Annotated in this window: 15 protein-coding genes; 7 read left to right on the forward strand and 8 right to left on the reverse strand. The window is 71.8% G+C overall.

The features are described 5' to 3' along the window. Nucleotides 1-404: 404 nt before the first annotated feature. Nucleotides 405-899 carry a type II toxin-antitoxin system PemK/MazF family toxin gene (locus CU044_RS27100; RefSeq protein WP_129771385.1) on the reverse strand — a complete coding sequence of 165 codons (495 nt, stop codon included), beginning with the start codon at nucleotides 897-899 and terminating at the stop codon, nucleotides 405-407. Nucleotides 900-1,054: 155 nt separating this feature from the next. Further along, nucleotides 1,055-1,765, reverse strand: a complete 711-nt coding sequence (locus CU044_RS27105) for an alpha/beta hydrolase (protein ID WP_129771386.1) — start codon at nucleotides 1,763-1,765, stop codon at nucleotides 1,055-1,057. A gap of 183 nt (nucleotides 1,766-1,948) precedes the next feature. Here CU044_RS27105 and CU044_RS27110 point away from each other — a divergent pair, with 183 nt between their 5' ends. From CU044_RS27110 to CU044_RS27120, 3 genes are all read left to right on the forward strand, one after another. Continuing rightward, nucleotides 1,949-2,980: a LacI family DNA-binding transcriptional regulator gene (locus CU044_RS27110; protein ID WP_129771387.1), complete on the forward strand. Its 1,032-nt coding sequence runs from the start codon at nucleotides 1,949-1,951 to the stop codon at nucleotides 2,978-2,980. Nucleotides 2,981-3,086: 106 nt separating this feature from the next. Continuing rightward, a complete protein-coding gene (locus tag CU044_RS27115) occupies nucleotides 3,087-3,356 on the forward strand; it encodes a hypothetical protein (RefSeq protein WP_129771388.1) in 270 nt (89 codons plus the stop codon). Nucleotides 3,357-3,577: 221 nt separating this feature from the next. Further along, nucleotides 3,578-4,768, forward strand: a complete 1,191-nt coding sequence (locus tag CU044_RS27120) for a thiolase family protein (RefSeq protein ID WP_129771389.1) — start codon at nucleotides 3,578-3,580, stop codon at nucleotides 4,766-4,768. Between the two features lie 76 nt (nucleotides 4,769-4,844). Here CU044_RS27120 and trxA read toward each other — a convergent pair whose 3' ends face one another. After that, nucleotides 4,845-5,234, reverse strand: a complete 390-nt coding sequence (trxA, locus tag CU044_RS27125) for a thioredoxin (protein ID WP_129771390.1) — start codon at nucleotides 5,232-5,234, stop codon at nucleotides 4,845-4,847. Nucleotides 5,235-5,363: 129 nt separating this feature from the next. On the opposite strand from trxA, the gene CU044_RS27130 reads away from it, so the two are divergent. The 3 genes from CU044_RS27130 to CU044_RS27140 all read left to right on the forward strand — a co-directional run bounded on the left by CU044_RS27130 (nucleotide 5,364) and on the right by CU044_RS27140 (nucleotide 11,064). Continuing rightward, the gene (locus CU044_RS27130) at nucleotides 5,364-6,803 is read left to right on the forward strand and encodes an NAD(P)/FAD-dependent oxidoreductase (protein WP_129771391.1); all 1,440 of its coding nucleotides are present in this window, start codon (nucleotides 5,364-5,366) and stop codon (nucleotides 6,801-6,803) included. Between the two features lie 221 nt (nucleotides 6,804-7,024). Beyond that, the gene (locus CU044_RS27135) at nucleotides 7,025-8,512 is read left to right on the forward strand and encodes an amino acid permease (RefSeq protein ID WP_240045865.1); all 1,488 of its coding nucleotides are present in this window, start codon (nucleotides 7,025-7,027) and stop codon (nucleotides 8,510-8,512) included. Between the two features lie 167 nt (nucleotides 8,513-8,679). Then, on the forward strand, nucleotides 8,680-11,064 hold the full coding sequence (locus CU044_RS27140; RefSeq protein WP_129771392.1) for an alpha-L-fucosidase: 2,385 nt from the start codon (nucleotides 8,680-8,682) through the stop codon (nucleotides 11,062-11,064). Nucleotides 11,065-11,161: 97 nt separating this feature from the next. Here CU044_RS27140 and CU044_RS27145 read toward each other — a convergent pair whose 3' ends face one another. The 3 genes from CU044_RS27145 to CU044_RS27155 all read right to left on the reverse strand — a co-directional run bounded on the left by CU044_RS27145 (nucleotide 11,162) and on the right by CU044_RS27155 (nucleotide 14,665). Continuing rightward, nucleotides 11,162-12,439 (reverse strand): YeeE/YedE family protein, encoded by a 1,278-nt coding sequence (locus CU044_RS27145; RefSeq protein ID WP_129771393.1) that lies wholly within the window; start codon nucleotides 12,437-12,439, stop codon nucleotides 11,162-11,164. A 377-nt stretch (nucleotides 12,440-12,816) separates the two neighbouring features. Next, a complete protein-coding gene (locus tag CU044_RS27150; RefSeq protein ID WP_129771394.1) occupies nucleotides 12,817-14,181 on the reverse strand; it encodes an MFS transporter in 1,365 nt (454 codons plus the stop codon). A 124-nt stretch (nucleotides 14,182-14,305) separates the two neighbouring features. After that, the gene (locus tag CU044_RS27155) at nucleotides 14,306-14,665 is read right to left on the reverse strand and encodes a metalloregulator ArsR/SmtB family transcription factor (RefSeq protein WP_129771395.1); all 360 of its coding nucleotides are present in this window, start codon (nucleotides 14,663-14,665) and stop codon (nucleotides 14,306-14,308) included. 187 nt (nucleotides 14,666-14,852) lie between these two features. Here CU044_RS27155 and CU044_RS27160 point away from each other — a divergent pair, with 187 nt between their 5' ends. Then, entirely contained in the window at nucleotides 14,853-16,565 is a 1,713-nt protein-coding gene (locus tag CU044_RS27160; RefSeq protein ID WP_129771396.1) for an allantoin permease, read from the forward strand. A gap of 40 nt (nucleotides 16,566-16,605) precedes the next feature. Here the strand turns inward: CU044_RS27160 and CU044_RS27165 are convergent, their stop codons facing one another. After that, nucleotides 16,606-17,763: a homoserine O-acetyltransferase gene (locus CU044_RS27165; protein WP_129771397.1), complete on the reverse strand. Its 1,158-nt coding sequence runs from the start codon at nucleotides 17,761-17,763 to the stop codon at nucleotides 16,606-16,608. Then, nucleotides 17,760-19,121 carry a bifunctional o-acetylhomoserine/o-acetylserine sulfhydrylase gene (locus CU044_RS27170; RefSeq protein ID WP_129771398.1) on the reverse strand — a complete coding sequence of 454 codons (1,362 nt, stop codon included), beginning with the start codon at nucleotides 19,119-19,121 and terminating at the stop codon, nucleotides 17,760-17,762. The genes CU044_RS27165 and CU044_RS27170 overlap by 4 nt, the downstream gene beginning before the upstream one ends. Nucleotides 19,122-19,424 lie beyond the last annotated feature (303 nt).

Raw genomic sequence — 19,424 nt, forward strand, 5'->3', positions numbered from 1 at the left:
GTCAGAAATCCGGGTGCCCCGAACGTGCTCGTCCACGCAGGATTTCCGTGTGAGCGCACGGCCGCGGGGGATCGCGAAAGAAACGGACGAGATCGTCCGAACGGGCTGACACCGTACGGAAGACGGCTGTGACGTGGGGATTCGCGCGGCCGTGGACGCGGCGGTCGCCGGGACACGGTGTACGGGCCCGGACCGGCCGCGATCGCGACCGGTCCGGGGACGGGGCGACGGCGCCCACGCGGGACCGGACGGCGGGCACTGCTCCGGACGGGGGCCGGGCCACCGGCCGGGCGAGCCGCGCGCCGGTCATCGAGCGTCGCGGTGCTCGACCGGACGGCGCCCTCGCCGGGGGCGTTCCGGTGGGCGCTCGCGTACAGCGGCGCCCGAGGGCGCGGTGGCGCGCCTCAGCGCCAGCCGTACAGCTCCCTGAGGCGGTTGACGACCAGGTTGAACCGTCCCCGGTCCAGCGCGCAGGCCTCGCGCCGCATGCCCTTCTCGTGAACGCGCAGCACCCGGTCCACATTCACCCAGGACTCGCGGCCCGCGCGGTCCCACGGCCCGACCCCGATCGGCACCCACTCGCGGTCCTGGTTGTGACGCTTGCTGGAGAGCTGTACGGCGAGCAGTGTGCCGGCCGCCTCGCGGGCGACCACCAGCACCGGGCGGTCCTTGCCGCGCCCGTCGTTCTCCTCGAAGGGCACCCAGGTCCAGACGATCTCGCCGGGGTCGGGATCACCGTCGTGCTCCGGGGCGTACGAGGTGCGGACCCGCCCCACGTCCCGGGGCTCGGCCTCCGTCGTGGCGGCCGGGCCACCACGGCCGGGGGAATCGAGGCCGCTGCTGTCACTGGTGCTGTCACTGGTGCGGTCGCCGCTGCCGGCGCCGGGGAAGGGCGTCATCCGGACGACGTTAGATCGTCCGCGGGCCGCTCCGTGGGGCGGGTCCCTCTCGGGCGGGGCGCGGGGCGGGTCCCTTCCCGGATCAGCGGATCCGGGTCCTGTCGAGCCCGGTCATATCGCGCCGGGTTCTGTCGCACCGGTCGTATCGAGCCCGGTCATATCCAGCCGTCCAGCGACGTCATGAACCCGTCGAAGTCGTCGCGGTGGATGGTGTGCCCGGCGCCCGCCACCGTACGGACCTGGAAGCCGCGACGCTCCAACTCCGCCGCGTGCGCGGGGGAGATCATGACGCTCGGACCGGCGAGCTGAACGAGCGAGGGGACGACGGGCGCGGCCGGCAGCAGATCGGCGCCGAACGCCGGGGCGAGACCGAACGCGGTGTTCTCGTCCCAGACCGCGAGGGTCTCCAGCTCCACCTCGACGTCCTCGGCCTCCCACCGGGGGTTCAGCGCCGTGATCTCCTCCCGTGACAGGGTCTTGGCGCGGGCGAGCGCCCTCGGGCCGTCCAACTCCCCCTCGGTGCGCGGCAGACACCAGGCCGGGTCGGAGTAGACGGCACGCCCCGGCGCCAGTCGCTCCACGGCGAGGGAGAGGGCGAGCCCGCCGAGGGAGTGTCCGATCGCCACGTCGGCCCCGGCCGGCAGCGTCTCCACGAGGTCGTCGGCGAAGCGCTCCATGCCGTAGCCACCGCCGTGGCCGGCGTGGCCGGTGGCGCCGTGACCGCGCAGATCGACGGCGATCACGCGCAGGCCGCGGGCCGCGAGGGCCGGGCCCACACGGCGCCAGGTGCGGTGGTCGGCCATGATGCCGTGGATCAGGAGCGCGACACGGTCGCCCTCGCCCCAGGTATGGGTGTGGAGTCGCACAGTGCATGCCTTCCGGGATCTCGGTCGGACCGTTTCGCTCTCGGGCGTGGTGACGTGGTGACGTGGTGACGTGGTGGCGCGGCGGTGCGGTGGCGCGGTGGCGCGGCGAAAATGGCGTGCCGGCCTGCTGGTTCGGCCGTCCGCCGGACCTCCGCGGACCGGTCTGGAAAGATACCGGCTGCCATGACCCAGTCAACCGAGCAGCCCGCTGACCGTCCCGTTCCGACCAGCGCCGATGTCGCCCGGCTGGCCGGGGTCTCCCGGGCCACCGTCTCGTACGTACTGAACAACACCTCGGCCGTGCGCATCAGCGATCCCACCCGGCGCAAGGTGCGCGAGGCCGCCGAGCGGCTGGGCTATGTACCGCACGCCGCCGCCCGCTCCCTGCGCGCCGGGCACACCAGGATCGTTCTGCTGCCCACGGCGCACATCCCCGTCGGACCGCTCTACAGCCATTTCTTCAACGAACTCCAGTGGGCGCTGCGCCGGCTCGACTACACCGTGGTGCAGTACGGCAGTCTCGGCCTGGACGGCGACGGGGCGGCCCGCGCCTGGGCGGAGCTGCGGCCCGTCGCGGTCGTGTCGCTCGGCGAGATCGTCCTCACCCCGCACGGGGTGGAGGTGCTCAAACGGTCCGGCGCGAAGGCCGTCATCACGGTGGGACCCGGGCGGGTCGAGGGCGCGCACGCGCTGGTCATGGACCAGAGCGGGATCGGCGGCCGGGCGGTGGCGCATCTGATCGCACGTGGCTGCCGCCGGATCGGGGTGGTGATGCCCGGGGAACCCGGTCTGGAGCTGTTCTCAGGCCCCCGGCTCGCGGGCGCCCGTGCCGCTGCCGAGGTCGAGGCCGGCGCGGGCGTACGGATCGTCCCGCTGCCGCTCACGTACGAGGAGGACTCGGCCGCCGCCCTCGCCGCTCGGTGGCGGACGCTGGGGCTCGACGCGGTCTTCGCGTTCAGCGACGAGTACGCGATGCTCCTGATGCGCGCGCTCCAGGACGAAGGAATCTCCATCCCGGCGGAGACGGCCGTGATCGGCTCCGATGATCTGCTGCTCGGCAGGCTGCTGCGGCCCCGGCTCTCGACGGTGCGGATCGACATGGTGACGGGGCAGTGGCTGGCCGACCTCGTCGACCGGGCGGTCCGCGATCCGGGCGCCGATCCGAAGCGGTATGACCTGCTGGACTCGCGTGTCGTTCACCGCGAATCGAGCTGACCCCGTCGGGGCGGGCGGGCGCGGACAGGGCCCGGTACGAGGGGGCGCGCGCGGCACAGGGGCGGGCGACATGCGTGGCCGTGACGGGGTGGTTAGCGTCGGAGGTATGACTACCGTTCCGGCGCGCTTCGAGATCCTGCTGGTCGCCGAGCACACCGAGGGCGACGAAGGGCCGCCCAGCTCGGCGAACGCCCTGCGCTCGGCCCTCGTGGAGGCGACGGGCGAAACGGGGGCCTCCGGCTATCCGCGCTACGCGGGCAACGGCATGGAGGCCGATATCGACCCCGAGACCCGCACGGTGGAGGCGCTGCTGATCGACGGCTACGAAGTGGACTACGGGCTGTCGGTCCGCGTGGTCGACGCTCCGGCCGACTGAGGCCCCGGGCCCGTCGCGCGGACGTCCGGGTGCCGGAGCGGGAGCGGTGCGGCCGTTGACAGCGCTCGTTTCCGGACAGAGACTCGGGCGGGGCCGGTGTGAACGATGGTTCACGAGGCGGGCGAACAGCCTGAGGGGAGAGGGAAGATGTGGGGAGCGACCGCCCCTGCGCCCTCACCGCCGGCACCGCGTCACGCTGTGGGAGAGAAGCCGGAGATCCGATGACCATTCGCGACGTCTATGTCGTCGACGCCGTCCGTACCCCGATCGGCAAGTTCGGGGGTGCCCTGGCCTCCGTACGCCCCGACGATCTCGCCGCCCATGTGCTGAAGGCCCTGGTGGACCGCTCTCCGGAGCTCGACCCGGCCAGAATCGACGACGTCGTGTTCGGGGACGCGAACGGCGCGGGCGAGGACAACCGCGACGTGGCACGCATGGCCGTGCTGCTCGCCGGACTGCCGGTGTCCGTCCCGGGGGTGACGGTCAACCGGCTCTGCGGCTCCGGCCTCGAGGCGGTCATCCAGGCCGCCCGCGCGATCGCCCTCGGTGACGCGTCCGTCGCCGTGGCGGGCGGGGTCGAGTCGATGTCCCGCGCCCCGTGGGTCCTCCAGAAGCCGGAACGGGCCTTTCCCGCCGGTCATCAGCAGCTCTACTCGACCACCCTGGGCTGGCGTATGACCAACCCGGCGATGCCTCCGGAGTGGACGGTTCCGCTGGGCGAGGGCGCCGAACTGATCGCGGACAAGCACGCGATCACCCGGGAGCGGCAGGACGCGTTCGCCCTCGCCAGCCACCGCAAGGCAGCCGACGCGTGGGCCGCGGGCCTGTACGACGGAGAGGTCGTCCCGTACGCCGGGGTGGACCTGGTCCGCGACGAATGCGTCCGCGACAGCACCTCCATGGAGGCGCTCGCCAAGCTGAAGCCGTCCTTCCGTACGGACGGGACCGGGACCGTGACGGCCGGCAACGCCTCACCCCTCAACGACGGCGCCGCCGCGCTGCTCCTCGTCGACGAGACGGGGCTGCGCGAGACGGGCCGCGAACCGCTCGCCCGTATCCGGGCCTCCGCGGTCACCGGAGTCGAACCGCAGCTCTTCGGCCTCGGCCCGGTCGAGGCGGTCCAGCGGGCTCTGGCCAAGGCCGGCCGTACGTTCGCCGATCTCACCACGTTCGAACTCAACGAGGCCTTCGCCGCCCAGTCGCTGGGCTGCCTCGCCGAATGGCCCGGACTCGATCCGGCCGTCGTCAACCCGCGTGGCGGCGCCCTCGCGATCGGTCATCCGCTCGGTGCCTCCGGCGCCCGGCTGGCCGGATCCGTCGCCCACCAGCTCGCCGCGGCGGGCTCGGGCACGGGCGTCGCCGCGCTCTGCATCGGCGTGGGACAGGGCCTGGCGCTGGTTCTGGAACGCTGACAGGGGGCACCGGGGCGGTCGGGCGCTGACGGGGGCCGGTCACCGCGCGGCGGCCTCGGCCACCGCGCGGCCCCGGTCACCGCGCCGCTTCGCCGTTCTTGGCCTGCGCCTCGGCCTCGGCCACCGACTTGCGGACCTCGTCCATGTCCAGCGCGCGTGCCTGTCCGATCACGTCCTCCAGGGCGGTCTCGGGCAGCGCGCCCGGCTGGGCGAACACCGCGACATTGTCCCGGACGATCATCAGCGTCGGAATCGAACGAATCTCGAACGCGGCGGCCAGCTCCTGCTGCGCCTCCGTGTCGACCTTGGCGAAGACGAGGTCCTCGTGGCGCTCCGAGGCCTTCTCGTAGACCGGGGCGAACTGGCGGCAGGGACCGCACCAGGAAGCCCAGAAGTCGATCAGGATGAAGTCGTTCTCCGACACCGTCCGGTCGAAGTTCTCCTTGGTGAGTTCCACAGTGGCCATTGCCTGATACCTCTTCCTGACTCTCCGGGTTGCGGCGCCTGCGACAACGGTGTGCGTCGTCGCCGTATTCCTGGCCCCTGCCCGAAGATCGTGTGGCCATGCGACCGCACGCGCACCAGACTGGCCCCTATGACGCATGCCACGGAAACCCTTGAATACGACGTTGTGGTGCTGGGCGCCGGACCGGTCGGTGAGAACGTCGCCGACCGGACCAGGGCGGCCGGGCTGAGCACGGCGGTCGTCGAGAGCGAACTCGTCGGCGGCGAGTGCTCGTACTGGGCCTGCATGCCCAGCAAGGCCCTGCTCCGGCCGGCGATCACACGCGCCGACGCCCGGCGCGTCCCGGGGGTGAGTCAGGCCGTCCAGGGGCCGCTGGACGCCAAGGCCGTGCTCGCCCACCGCGACGAGTTCACCGCGCACTGGAAGGACGACGGCCAGGTCGCGTGGCTCGACGGGACCGGTGCCGATCTCCACCGCGGACACGGCCGGCTGGACGGCAGGCGGAGGGTCGCCGTCACGGGTCCCGACGGCGGCATCAAGGTGCTGGTCGCGCGGCACGCCGTCGCCGTGTGCACGGGCAGCCGGGCCGTCCTGCCCGATCTCCCGGGACTCGCCGACGTCAAGCCGTGGACCAGCCGTGAGGCGACCAGCTCTTCGCGGGTCCCGGGACGGCTCGTGATCGTCGGCGGGGGAGTGGTGGGCGTGGAGATGGCCACCGCCTGGCGGGCACTGGGCTCCGACGTCACACTGCTGGTCCGGGGCGACCGCCTGCTGCCCAGGATGGAGTCCTTCGCCGGTGAGCTGGTCGCCGAGTCGCTGACGGACGCGGGCGCCACGGTCCGTACGGGCGTCTCGGTGAGCGCGGTCGAGCGCGACGGCGGGACGGGAACCGTGACCGTGACGCTGGCCGGCGGTGAGCGGATCGAGTGCGACGAGGTGCTCTTCGCCACCGGCCGCGCGCCGCGCACGGACGACGCCGGTCTCGCGTCGGTCGGTCTGGAACCGGGCTCCTGGCTGACCGTCGACGACACCTGCCGGGTCGAGGGCAGCGACTGGCTCTACGCGGTCGGAGACGTCAACCACCGTGCCCTGCTCACCCATCAGGGCAAGTACCAGGCCCGGATCGCGGGAGCCGTCATCGTGGCGAGGGCCCAGGGCGTACCGACCCTGGACGCGGGCCCCTGGGGCAGCCACGCCGCCACCGCCGACCACGCCGCCGTGCCCCAGGTCGTCTTCACGGAGCCGGAGGTCGGCGCCGTGGGCCTCACCCTCGCCGAGGCCGAAGCGGCGGGCCACCGCGTTCGCGCGGTCGACTACGACATGGCCGGCGTCGCGGGCGCGTCCCTCTACGCCGACGGCTACCGCGGCCGGGCCCGCATGATCGTCGACCTGGACAGCGGGATCCTCCGGGGCGTCACCTTCGCCGGGCCGGCCGTCGGCGAGCTGCTCCACTCCGCCACGATCGCGGTCGTCGGCGAGGTCCCGATCGACCGCCTGTGGCACGCGGTTCCGTCCTACCCGACGATCAGCGAGGTATGGCTGCGCCTGCTGGAGACGTACCGCGGGTAGGGCCCCTCTTCGACGGCCCGAGGCCGGCGCCCAGCACACACGTCGCCGTCGGGGGCACTCCACCGCCCTCGACGGCGGCGGCTTGCCCCCGACGGCGTACCGCTTGACGGCCCCCGACGGTGCGCTTCCAGCCCGGCGGAGAATAGAGGCTAGGGAGATCACCAGTGAAGTTGATCTAACGTGCGGCTGAAACCCCCACGAACGAAGTGAGCTGAACAGCCGTGCGCAAGGAAGCAGTCCAGGACACGCCGCCGCCCCCGCGGGAACACCCGGTCGACGCCTCCTCGCCGGACGCGGGAGACGCCGGGTACAGCAAGGACCTCAAGTCCCGGCACATCAACATGATCGCCATCGGCGGCGCGATCGGCACCGGGCTGTTCCTCGGCGCGGGCGGCCGGCTCGCCTCCGCCGGGCCCGCCCTCGCGCTGGCCTACGCCGTCTGCGGCCTCTTCGCCTTCTTCGTCGTACGCGCCCTCGGTGAACTGGTCCTGCACCGGCCGTCGTCGGGCTCCTTCGTCTCCTACGCCCGTGAGTTCCTGGGCGAGAAGGGCGCCTACACCGCCGGCTGGATGTATGTCGTGAACTGGTCGACCACCGGTATCGCCGACATCACGGCCGTCGCGCTCTACGCCCACTACTGGAGCCTCTTCACCGAGGTCCCGCAGTGGACGCTGGCCCTGGTCGCGCTCGCCGTGGTGCTGAGTGTGAATCTGATCTCGGTGAAGATCTTCGGCGAGATGGAGTTCTGGTTCGCGATCATCAAGGTCGCCGCGCTCGTGGCCTTCATGGCGATCGGTATCTTCCTGCTGGTCACCCAGCAGCCGGTGGACGGGCAGACGCCCGGCCTCCATGTCATCGCCGACAACGGCGGCTTCTTCCCGTCCGGTCTGCTGCCGGTGGTCGTGGTCCTTCAGGGCGTTGTCTTCGCCTACGCGGCCGTCGAACTGATCGGTGTCACCGCGGGCGAGACGGCCGAGCCGCACAAGGTCGTGCCGCGCGCGGTGAACTCCATCATGTGGCGGGTCCTGGTCTTCTATGTCGGCTCGGTCGTGCTGCTGGCCCTGCTGATCCCGTACGACGGCTACTCGGCCTCGGAGAGCCCCTTCGTCACCGTGCTGTCCAAGATCGGTGTGCCGGCGGCGGGCGACGTGATGAACCTGGTGGTCCTCACCGCCGCGATGTCCAGCCTCAACTCCGGTCTCTACTCGACCGGTCGCATCCTGCGGTCCATGGCGATGGCGGGCTCGGCGCCGAGGTGGACCGGGCTCATGAACCGGCATCAGGTGCCGTACGGCGGGATCATGCTCACCGCCGCCGTCTGTGTACTCGGCGTCGGTCTGAACTATGTCGTGCCGGGTGAGGCGTTCGAGATCGTCCTCAACATCGCCGCGCTCGGTGTGCTCACCACCTGGGCCATCATCATGCTCTGTCACCTGGTCTTCGTCCGGCGGGCCAGGGAAGGCCGGCTGGCGCGCCCGTCCTACCAGCTGCCGGGGTCACCGTTCGTCGAGCTGGTCACCCTCGCCTTCCTGGCCGGGGTCGTCGTGCTGATGTGGTCCGACGGCGGGGTCGGCCGCCGTACGGTGCTGCTCATTCCGGTGATCGCGGCGGCGCTGGTCGTGGGCTGGTTCGCGGTGCGGGGGCGGGTACGTGACACGGCGGCGTCCGCCGCGAGCGGGGACACGGCGCCCGCCGGGGACACTCGCTAGAGGGCCTGTCCCTCGCCGTCCGGGCGCATCCCGTCCCCCAACCCGTCCTGGGCTCCGGTCAATCCATCATGGCCCTCGATTCATCCGATGGATACCGTCGGGACAAGAAAATCCGGTCCTGAAAGGAGCGTTGACAGCTTCTTGTCATGCTCCAATCATCGGATCTCATGACGGAACTTCCCAGACGCCATGTACTCGGAATGACGGCAGGGGCGGCAATCGGCGCCGCTCTGGTCCAGCCGGCCACGGCCGACGCGAGTCCGCGCACCACACTGCCGGGGACGAAAACAGGGACCGGGACGGGGACGGAAACGGAAGGGGGAGACGGCGACTGGGGCACGGTCCCGGCCGCTCTCCCCGTACCCCTGGAGCGGTGGTTCGACAACGACGGCATCGACACCGCCGACGCCCGCGGGGGGAACTTCGACGGCTCCGGCTACACCTTCCCCGGCGAGGAACTGCCCACGGGGGAGGTGGAGATCGACGGACTGACCTATCTCTTCCCGGCCGCCACGGCGGGGGCGAGGAACAACATCGTCGCGCTCGGGCAGCGCGTCGAACTGCCCCCGGGCCGGTACCTGTCGGGCCACTTCCTGACGGCGAGCAGTTACGGCGAGACCTCCGGAGAGGCCACCGTCCACTACGCGGACGGCACCACCTCGACCGCCGCCCTCGGCGGCCCCGACTGGTACGCGGGCACGGGCGCCCTCGTCGCCCCGTACCGCTACGGTCCGACCGGCGCCGAGGACCCGCACCAGGTCGTGATCGCCGCTTCCGCGGTCGCCCTCGACCCGGGCAGGGAGGCGGTGGCCCTCACCCTGCCGGTCACCCGCCCCGCCGAGGCGAACTCCTCCTCGCTGCACGTCTTCGCGCTCTCCCTCCAGCCGGCCGCCGAGGGCCGGGCGCTGGCGCTCCGCGGCGCGCGCTCGACGACCTCCGCACTGGACCACGGCGCCCAGAGCGTCGAGGCCACGGTCGTCAACGCGGGGACGGTGGCCATCCTCGCCGCCGACGGGCTCACCCTCTCCGTGGACGTCCCGGGAGCCCGTACGGTCGCACCCGCCCGTGTCACCCGGCTCGCTCCCGGCGAGGAGACCCGCGTACGGATCGGCATCCGGCCCGGCCCCGGCACTCCGCCGGGCACCGGCGGGAACGGCCGTATCGTCGCCCGCGGCCGGGGCCAGCAGGCCGCCGAGGCGCGCCGCTCCCTCACCCTGGGAGTGCCCGACTTCCGGCCCACCGACGACTCCCTGAACACCCATCAGGCGCCGTACTGGTTCCAGGACGCGAAGTTCGGCATCTTCATCCACTGGGGGGTCTACTCCGTGCCCGCGTGGGCGCCGGTCGGGGTGCAGTACGCCGAGTGGTACTGGTCCCAGATGCAGGACCCGGGCAACCCGACGTACGCGTACCACCGCCAGACCTACGGTGAGTCTTTCGCCTACGACGACTTCATCCCGCTCTTCCGCGCCGAACGGTTCGATCCGCGCTCCTGGGTGGAGCTGTTCCGGGACGCGGGCGCCCAGTACCACGTCCTGACCTCCAAGCACCATGAGGGTTTCGCCCTCTGGGACACCAAGGTCTCCGACCGCAACTCCGTGAAGATGGGCCCGAAGCGCGATCTGATCAGGGAACTCTTCGACGCGTCCCGCCGCTACACACCGGAGCTGCACCGCGGTCTGTACTTCTCGATGCCGGAGTGGTTCAACCCCGACCACCCCTGGGAGGGGCACGCGCCCCGCAATCCGTACACCCTGGAACCCGTCCCGTACACCGGCCACTTCGCGGGCCAGGACTACATCAAGGACCTCCAGGCCCCGCAGATGCTGGAGCTGATCGAGGAGTACGACCCCGAGATCCTCTGGTGCGACATCGGCGGCGAGAACGACAGCCATCGCGTCCTGGCGGAGTACTTCAACCACGCCAAGAACCGGGCACGCCCCATCGAGGTGACCGTCAACAACCGCTCGGGCATCGGCCCGCACGACTTCACCACGCCCGAGTACACCACGTACGACTCGGTCGTCACCGCGAAGTGGGAGGCCAGCCGGGGGCTGGACCCGCGCTCCTACGGCTACAACCGGGCCACCCCCGACGACAAGTACATGACGACCGAGGAAGTCATCCACTCCCTCGTCGACATCGTCTCCAAGAACGGCAACTTCCTGCTCGACATCGGCCCGCGCGCCGACGGCACCATTCCGGAGATCATGGAGCGCAGGCTCCGGGAGACCGGGGAGTGGCTGAAGGTCAACGGCGAGGCGATCTACGGCAGTACGTACTGGGCGAGGATGCCGCAGCTCGGTGAGGACCTGCGCTTCACGGTCCGGCCGGAGAAGGCGTTCTACATCCACTCGCTCACCCGGCCGGGCAGCACCCTCACGGTCGGGGCTCCGGTGCCCGTCAGGCCCGGGGACCGGGTGACACTGCTCGGCCATGACCGGCCGCTGAGCTGGCGTACGACCGGCGGCTCGCTGGTCATCGACGTACCGTCGGCGGCACGCGGGTCCGGGCGGCACGTGTGGGTGTTCAAGGTCGACTGGCGTTCCTGAGGTCCCGAGTTCGTCCTGGGGTCCCGGGGGCGTCCTGAGGTCCCGGGGGCTGGGAGCGGGAGCCCGCTCCCAGCCCCCCGGGCCACGCCGGTGGTGCTCAGCAGATCCCGTCCCCCGGCTTGGGGTTGCTCAGCGCGAACAGCGGACGCAGTTTCAGGCCGGCCCAGGTGCCCAGGATCGCGACGGCCCCCCAGATCCAGCCGTGCAGACTGCCCGACGCGATGCCCGCCAGGTAGGCGCCGATATTGCAGCCGCCCGCCAGCCGGGCGCCGATCCCCATCAGCACACCGCCCAGCACCGCGGCGACGGCGGTCCGCCACGGCACGCCGCGATGGAGCGTCCAGGTGCCGCCCAGCGCCGCCGCCACCGCCGCGCCGATCATGATGCCGATGTCGGTCAGGCTGTTCTTGTCGGCGAGCACCGGGCCCGCCAGCATCCCGGCGTTGTTGGGCTGCTGCCAGAACGTCCAGGTCTCCGGGTGCCCGCCGAGGGCGCGTACCAGCTCCGCACCCCACAGGCTGAACGCGCTGGTGACGCCCCAGGCACCGCCGGAGACCAGCAGGACGCCGGCGCCGAGCACGGACAGCGCCAGGGCGCCCGCGGCCAGCGGCCAGGAGCCGCGCAGCACGCGTGCTGCGGCGCCGCGCGCGGACGGTACGGGGCCGGTCGGCGGCGGGTTGCGGCGGGCCTGGACACGCCGCGAGACGAGCACGATGAGCGCGAGCGCGGCCATGGTCACGGCCCAGGAGCCGAACCAGCCGACGTGGTCGGCCAGGACGACAGGCTCGAACGCGGGCAGGTCCTTCCAGAGGCCGAACTGCCAGGCGGCGAGGGTCGAACCGGCGATGAAACCACCGAGGGTGAGCACGATGGACGACTGTCCGGACCCGACCGCGAACAGGGTCCCGGAGGCGCAGGCGCCGCCGAGCTGCATGCCCACGGCGAACAGGAACGAACCGGCCAGCAGCCCCACGCCCAGGGTTCCGGCCGACGGCGCGGGCACCGAACCGAAGAGGCCGGTGCCGGTGCCGATCAGCAGCGCGAACAGCGTCGCCGTGGTCCCGAGCAGCAGGGTGTGGGCGCGCAGGCCGGTGCCGTTGCCGACGGCGACGAGCTGCCGCCACGCGGAGGTGAAGCCGAAGCGCGAGTGGAAGAGCGCCACGCCGAGACCGAGGCCGAGCAGCAGGAGCACACCGGGCCGGGCCCCGTGGGCGGACCACACATAGCCGGTCAGCGCCACGGCGATCAGCGAGGACACGACGAGCGGCACCCGGCGCACGGGCGGGGCCGGGGGAGCGTCGGGACGGGGTACGGAGGTGGGGGAGGGGGCGAGCAGGGCGGCGGACTTCGTCGCCTCCACGGGCGGTGCGGTCATTGCGGGATCTCCGGGGACGGGCTGGGATACGGGAGGGGCCGACGTGACACGGGTGGCTGCCGAGATCATGGCGGAAGGCGTCCGCGAAGAGGGCTCAGCGGCCAGGGGTTCGTCGGCTGCGGGCTCGGCGCCGACGGGACTCGGCGGCGGCAGGTTCAGCGACGACAGCGGGGGCGGGGACAGGCCGGGCGGCGACAGAGGCCGTCGTCGACACACCACGCCGAGTTCGCGAAGAGCGCGAGACAGAGGAGGCGAGCGGGTGCGGACATGGGTACGAGCATAAGGGCCGGTTTCCGCCTTGTGGACCGGCGTCTCGCCATGCGGTCGGCTCGGAGCTGTCGGGATGCCGCGGGCCGGTGAGGCCCGTCGGGCCGCTCTCAGACCTCGGCGGAGGTCCGCGCCGGAGTGGGCCAGCGCGTGTGGAGGGCGTCGATACGGTAGTCGTGGCCGTGCCACCACCCGGCGTGGGTGGCCACCGCGTCCCGTACGTGCGGATGTCCCGCGGGGAGTGCGCGGTGCACATGACCGAGGTGGCCGGGGTCCCGGCGCGGCCAGAGGGTCACCGCCGCGACGGCGGCGGCCAGCGAGACCCCGGCCAGCGCCCCGGCCGCCGTGGGCAGGCCCGCCCCCACGGCCAGCGATCCCGCCAGGGGATACGTGAGCAGCCAGCAGCAGTGGGACAGCGAGAAGCGCGCGGCGAACGCGGCCGGGAGATCGGCGGCAGCCGCGGAGCGGCGCAGCAGCCGCCCGCTCGGGGTGAGCACCACGGACGAGGCGATCCCCAGCAGCGTCCACGCGGCGAGCAGAGCCGGCCACGCCCACCGGCCGGGTGCGACGGCCGTGCCCAGCGAGACGGCGGCCAGCACCCCCGGCAGCACGAACGCCGCGGGCAGCATCACCGTACGGTCACCGGTCCTGTCGAGCAGCCGGGGCAGCAGAAGAGCGGCGGCCATGGACCCGCCGCCGAAGGCGCCCAGCGCCAGCGAGACATCCCCGGCGGTCCGGTCGAGACCGCCGCGTACCAGCACCACCGTATTGACGGTGACCATGGCGCCGCCCGCCGCCACCGCCAGATCGAGGCACAGCAGCGCCCGTAGCCTCGGGGTGGCGAAGAACAGCCGGGCGCCGGAGGACACCTTCGCGCGAGCGCCCCCGCCGCGTTCCACCGGTGCCGGCCGGGGCAGCAGTACGGAGACCACCAGCGCGGCCGAGGCCAGGAAACCCAGCGCGGTGCCCGCGAAGAGCCAGTTGTAGGAGATCACGGTCAGCAGCGCGGCGGCCAGCGCGGGACTGAACAGACTCTCCAGGTCATACGCCAGCCGCGAGAGCGACAGGGCCCGGGTGTAGTCGCGCTCCTCGGGCAGCAGTCGTGGAATCGTCGCCTGGAACGCCGGGGTGAAGGCCGCCGAGGCGCATTGCAGCAGAAAGATCAGGACATAGATCTGCCAGACGTGGGAGACGAAGGGCAGCGAGAGCGCGGCACCGGCGCGGACCAGATCCGTCGACACGAGCAGCGCACGGCGCGGAATCCGGTCGGTGAAGGCGCCGATGACCGGTGCGACGCCCACGTACGCGACCATCTTGACGGCCAGGGCCGTCCCCAGGACGGCGGACGCGTCCGCGCCCGCCAGGTCGTAGGCCAGCAGGCTCAGCGCGACCGTCGCGAGCCCGGTTCCCACGAGCGCGACGACCTGCGCCGCGAAGAGATGCCGATAGGTGCGGTTGCGCAGCACGGTGAGCATACGACTGTCCTTGACCGGCGGCCGGGTGCGTCATCCCAATCTAATGCACGTGTGCGCATCCATGCACGTGTTGGGGTGCGCAGTTGGGGTGCGCATCACGCCGCAGGGGACAGGCCGGGGAGTCTCAGTCGTGCCAAGGCTCGCCGGTGACCTGGTGGTTGGCGTGGCTGATCGCCTCCACCACCAGCCGGCGGAGATGGCCGTCCGTGAGCGCGTAGACGACATGACGGCCGTCCTTGCGCGACCGCACCAGTTCCGCCAGCCGCAGCTTGGCCAGATGCTGGCTCACCGCGGGCCGCGCCGCTCCGCACGCGGCCGCCAGCGCCGTCACATCGGACTCACCGCGGGTCAGCAGCCACACCAGATGCAGCCGGGTGGGGTCGGCGAGCAGCGAGAAGACGGACGCCGCCGCGGCCAGCTCGGAGGCGCCGGGCGTGTGTTGATGCGCATCGCTCGCTGTTGAGGATCCATGGCGTCCGGGCATGCGCCCATCGTAGGCGCGGCCCGTGGAACACCCCCCGCCCATGGTCGCGACGGCGCCCGGCCCGGAAACCTCTCCGTCATCCGGCGAACGCCGGTGGGAAACACCGGCTGCCTACTGTCCCCGCGTGGGCAGGTCCCCCGCGAGGGAAGCCGCTCCCGCCCCCACCCCGGACCCCAGGAGGCGTGGCATGAGCACAGAACCACGGCTGATAGCCCCCGACAGCCACCCGGAGCCCCATCAGGCCGGGACGGCCGCCGCGACCGCGGCGGACACCACGAGAACCGGCGACCGGGCGGTCAGCGAGACCCTGGAGGACTACACCCTCCGGTTCGCGCCGCGTAGTTACCGCCGCTGGACGCCCATGGTCGTGGCGACCACCGCGCTCGGCGGCATCGCCTATCTCGCCGACTTCTCCATCGGCGCCGGTATCGGGCTCACCCACGGCACCGGGAACGCGCTGGCCGCGATCGGCCTCGCGGCGGCCGTCATCTTCATCACCGGATTCCCGCTCGCGTACTACGGAGCGCGGTACAACATCGATCTGGACCTCATCACCCGCGGCTCCGGCTTCGGTTACTACGGGTCCGTGCTGACCAGTGTCATCTTCGCCAGCTTCACCTTCATCTTCTTCGCCCTCGAAGGCTCGATCATGGCGCAGGGGCTGAAACTGGGCTTCGGGCTGCCGCTGTGGCTGGGCTATCTCGTCTCCACCCTCATGGTGATCCCGCTGGTCATCTACGGGATGAAGGCGCTCAGCAAACTCCAGGTCTGGACGACGCCCGTCTGGCTGCTGCTGATGGTCGGTCCGCTGGTCTATCTGGTCGCCAACGACCCGGACACGGTGAACCGTTTCCTCGCGTACGCGGGAACCGACGGCGACGGCGGCGTCAACACCGCTTCCGTACTACTGGGCGCGGGCGTGTGCCTGTCGCTCATCGCCCAGATCGGCGAGCAGATCGACTACTTGCGCTTCATGCCGCCCAAGACCGAGGCGAACAGGCGCGGTTGGTGGACGGCCGTGGTGATGGCCGGCCCCGGCTGGGTGGTGCTCGGCGCGCTCAAACAGGCCATGGGGGTCTTCCTGGCCGTGTACATCCTCTCCGAGGTGGGGCCGGCGGCCGCCACCGAACCCATTCAGCAGTTCCGCGGCGCCTTCGACGCGATGATGCCGTCCTGGCTGGTCGTACCGCTGGCGGTGGTGCTGGTCGTGATCAGCCAGATCAAGATCAATGTCACCAACGCCTACTCGGGCTCGCTGGCATGGACCAACTCCGTCACCCGCGTCACCAAGCACTACCCGGGCCGCATGATCTTCGTCCTGGTCAATCTGGCGTTCGCGCTGATCCTGATGGAGGCCGACATGTTCAGCTTCCTCAACAGCATCCTGGGGTTCTACTCCAACTGCGCGATCGCCTGGGTCGTGACCGTCGCCACGGATATCATGATCAACAAATATCTGCTCAAACTCTCCCCGCACGCACCCGAGTTCCGCCGTGGCATGCTCTACGCGGTCAACCCGGTGGGCGTGGTGGCCTTCGTCGCCGCGTCCGGACTCTCGATCGCCATGTACTTCCACGCGCTGGGCGACACGCTCCAGCCGTACTCACCCGTCGCCGCCGCCCTGATCGCGTTCGTCGTCACCCCGCTGATGGCCGTCGCCACCAAGGGCCGTTACTATCTGCGGCGCACCGACGACGGGATCGACGAGCCGCTGCTCGACGCCGAGGGAAACCCCGGCGCGACGACCTACGCCTGCCATGTGTGCCGGCAGGAGTTCGAACGGCCCGACCTGGCCGCCTGCCTCACCCACGACGCGGTGGTCTGCTCGCTCTGCCTGAGCACGGACAAGACGGGCGACCATCTGCTGCCCGCGACGCCCACGGTGCCCGCCGCTCCGTGACACCCGGTGGGCCGGCCGCCCCGTCGGACCACCAGGTGTCTCACGCCTGGCACAGCAACTCCTCGATCAGAGCGCCCACCTGCGCGGTCTCGATCAGGAAGCCGTCGTGTCCGTACGGCGACCCGATGGTTCTGAGCCGGTCGGCCCCGGGGATGGCGGCGGCCAGCTCCGCCTGCTGGGCCGGCGGATAGAGCCGGTCGGAGTCGACCCCGGCGACCAGGGCCGGCATCCGGACCCGGCGCAGGGCCGCCGCGACGCCACCGCGGCCCCGGCCCACGTCATGGCCGTTCATCGCCTCGGTGAGCGTCACATAACTCCCCGCGTCGAACCGGCGTACCAGCTTCGCGGCGTGATGGTCGAGATACGACTCGACCTGGTACCGGCCGCCCCGCCAGGGATGGCCGCCCGGCTGCGGTCCCCGGCCGAACCGCGCGCCGAGCTCCGGCTCGCTGCGATAGGTCACATGCGCGATACGGCGGGCTATCCCCAGCCCCCGGTACGGACCGCCACCGGCCGGGGCGTCGTGGTAACGGCCCTCCTGCCATGCCGGGTCCGAGCGGATCGCCCCGATCTGGACGGAGCCCCAGGCGATCTGCTCCGCGGAGGCGGCGGCGGGACACGCGAGCACCAGCAGCGAGCCCGTGCGCTCCGGCCGTCCCACAGCCCATTCGAGCGCCCGCATACCGCCCATGGACCCGCCGATGACGGCGGCCCAGCGCGCGATCCCCAACGCGTCGGCGAGGGCCGCCTCGGCGGCCACCTGGTCACGCTGGGTCAGATACGGGAACTCCGGCCCCCAGCGGCCCCCGCCCGGCCGCGCCGACGAGGGGCCCGTACTGCCCTGGCAGCCGCCGAGCACGTTCGGGGCGACCACGAACCACCGGCCGGTGTCGAGCGCCAGGCCGGGGCCGACCAGGGCATCCCACCACCCCCCAGTGGGATGCCCCGGTTCCGCCGGTCCCGCGACATGGCTGTCCCCCGTCAGCGCGTGCAGGACCAGCACCGCGTTCGAGCCGTCGGGGGCGAGCCGCCCCCAGGTCTCGTACGCGAGCCGGACCCCGGGCAGCGCTCCGCCCGCCTCCAGCGGGAGCGGACCGTCGAGCGTCACCCAGGAGCGGCGGCCGGCCGGATCCCCCTCCTGCCAGCCACCGGTGGCCGGCGGGAGGGGGAGCGTGACCGGTTCGGCGGAGGTGTTCAGGACGCCGCCTTCGCGGCGCGGAACCCCGCCTCCAGATCGGCCTTGAGATCGGCCACGTTCTCCAGCCCCACCGAGAGCCGCACCAGCCCCGGAGCGGTGCCCGTCGCCGCGAGCTCCTCCTCGCCGAGCTGGCTGTGGGTGGTCGACGCCGGATGGATGATGAGGCTGCGCACATCACCGATATTGGCGAGATGGCTGAAGAGCTCGACCCCGTCCACGAACCTCTTGCCCGCCTCGACCCCGTCGCGCAGTTCGAACGCGAGGACCGCGCCCGCGCCGTGCGGGAGGTAGCGCCGCCCGGCCTCGTACCAGCGGTTGGACGCCAGCCCCGGATAGTGGACGGCGGCGACCTCGTCGCGCTGTTCCAGCCACTCGGCGAGGGCCAGCGCGTTGGACGTGTGCCGCTCGACGCGCAGGCTGAGCGTCTCCACGCCCTGGAGCAGCAGGAACGCGGAGTGCGGGGAGAGAGCGGGGCCGATGTCGCGCAGCAGCTGGACCCGCAGCTTCACCGCGAAGGCGCCGGCGCCCAGATCCGGCCAGTAGCGCAGCCCGTGGTAGCTGTCGTCCGGGGTGTGGAAATCCGCGAACCGCTCGGCGTGCGCGCCGAAGTCGAAGGTGCCCCCGTCGACCACCACCCCGCCGATGGTGGTGCCGTGTCCGCCGAGGAACTTCGTCGCCGAGTGCACCACGATGTCCGCGCCGTGCTCGATCGGACGGAGCAGATAGGGCGTCGGGACGGTGTTGTCGACGATCAGCGGCAGTCCGGCGTCGTGCGCCGCGTCCGCCACCGCCCGTACGTCGAGGACATTGCCGCGCGGATTGCCCAGCGTCTCCGCGAACAGCGCCTTCGTGTGGGGGCGTACGGCGGCCCGCCAGGCGTCGATGTCGTCCGGGTCGTCGACGAAGGACACCTCGATGCCGAACCGGGGGAGCGTGTGCCGGAAGAGGTTGTACGTCCCGCCGTACAGCGAGGTGCTGGAGACGATGTGGTCCCCGGCGCGGGCCAGCGTCAGGATCGCCAGCGTCTCGGCGGCCTGCCCCGACGCGAGCGCGACGGCCGCGACCCCGCCCTCCAGGGCGGCGATCCGCTGCTCCAGGACGTCCTGCGTGGGGTTGTGGATCCGGGTGTAGATATTGCCGGGTTCGGCGAGGGAGAACAGATCGGCCGCGTGCTGGGTGTCCTTGAAGACGAACGACGTCGTCTGGTAGATCGGCACCGCGCGGGCGCCGGTCGTCGGATCGGGCTCGGCCCCCGCGTGGATCTGCTTGGTCTCGAAGGACCACGAGGGCCCGGCGTCCTGCCGGGAGGTGTCCTCGGGAGTGTGTCCCCCGGTGATGGAGTCGACGGGCTGGCTCATATCAGGCCTCGCACGGGTTCTTGTGGCAGCGGGATCGCTTGACTGGCGGGATCGCTTGATTACGGACCGTAGAGCCGCCGTGTCATGGCCGGAAGCGCGCCGCGCGCATGGCCATGAACCCGCAATGTCGCGGCAACACACGGCACATGCGATCTGATGATCCGTCGGAAGGGCGCGGCACGGAAGGGCGCGGCACGGCAGGGCGCGGCGCGGTGTGCCGGGCGGCGGACGGTGGATCCATCAGGTCCGGCGGGCGCGCCGGCCCGCGCGGCGACGGCCGCGGTGCGCCCACGGGTGGGTGAT

This window comes from Streptomyces sp. L-9-10 (genome assembly GCF_004151105.1).
Lineage (GTDB): Bacteria > Actinomycetota > Actinomycetes > Streptomycetales > Streptomycetaceae > Streptomyces.

Bases quoted from the DNA above. Each gene is read 5' to 3' on its own strand.
- CU044_RS27100 (WP_129771385.1), bottom strand. From the start codon at position 899: ATGACGCCCTTCCCCGGCGCCGGCAGCGGCGACCGCACCAGTGACAGC.
- CU044_RS27110 (WP_129771387.1), top strand. From the start codon at position 1,949: ATGACCCAGTCAACCGAGCAGCCCGCTGACCGTCCCGTTCCGACCAGC.
- CU044_RS27115 (WP_129771388.1), top strand. From the start codon at position 3,087: ATGACTACCGTTCCGGCGCGCTTCGAGATCCTGCTGGTCGCCGAGCAC.
- CU044_RS27120 (WP_129771389.1), top strand. From the start codon at position 3,578: ATGACCATTCGCGACGTCTATGTCGTCGACGCCGTCCGTACCCCGATC.
- trxA (WP_129771390.1), bottom strand. From the start codon at position 5,234: ATGGCCACTGTGGAACTCACCAAGGAGAACTTCGACCGGACGGTGTCG.
- CU044_RS27130 (WP_129771391.1), top strand. From the start codon at position 5,364: ATGACGCATGCCACGGAAACCCTTGAATACGACGTTGTGGTGCTGGGC.
- CU044_RS27140 (WP_129771392.1), top strand. From the start codon at position 8,680: ATGACGGAACTTCCCAGACGCCATGTACTCGGAATGACGGCAGGGGCG.
- CU044_RS27145 (WP_129771393.1), bottom strand. From the start codon at position 12,439: ATGACCGCACCGCCCGTGGAGGCGACGAAGTCCGCCGCCCTGCTCGCC.
- CU044_RS27150 (WP_129771394.1), bottom strand. From the start codon at position 14,181: ATGCTCACCGTGCTGCGCAACCGCACCTATCGGCATCTCTTCGCGGCG.
- CU044_RS27155 (WP_129771395.1), bottom strand. From the start codon at position 14,665: ATGCCCGGACGCCATGGATCCTCAACAGCGAGCGATGCGCATCAACAC.
- CU044_RS27160 (WP_129771396.1), top strand. From the start codon at position 14,853: ATGAGCACAGAACCACGGCTGATAGCCCCCGACAGCCACCCGGAGCCC.
- CU044_RS27170 (WP_129771398.1), bottom strand. From the start codon at position 19,121: ATGAGCCAGCCCGTCGACTCCATCACCGGGGGACACACTCCCGAGGAC.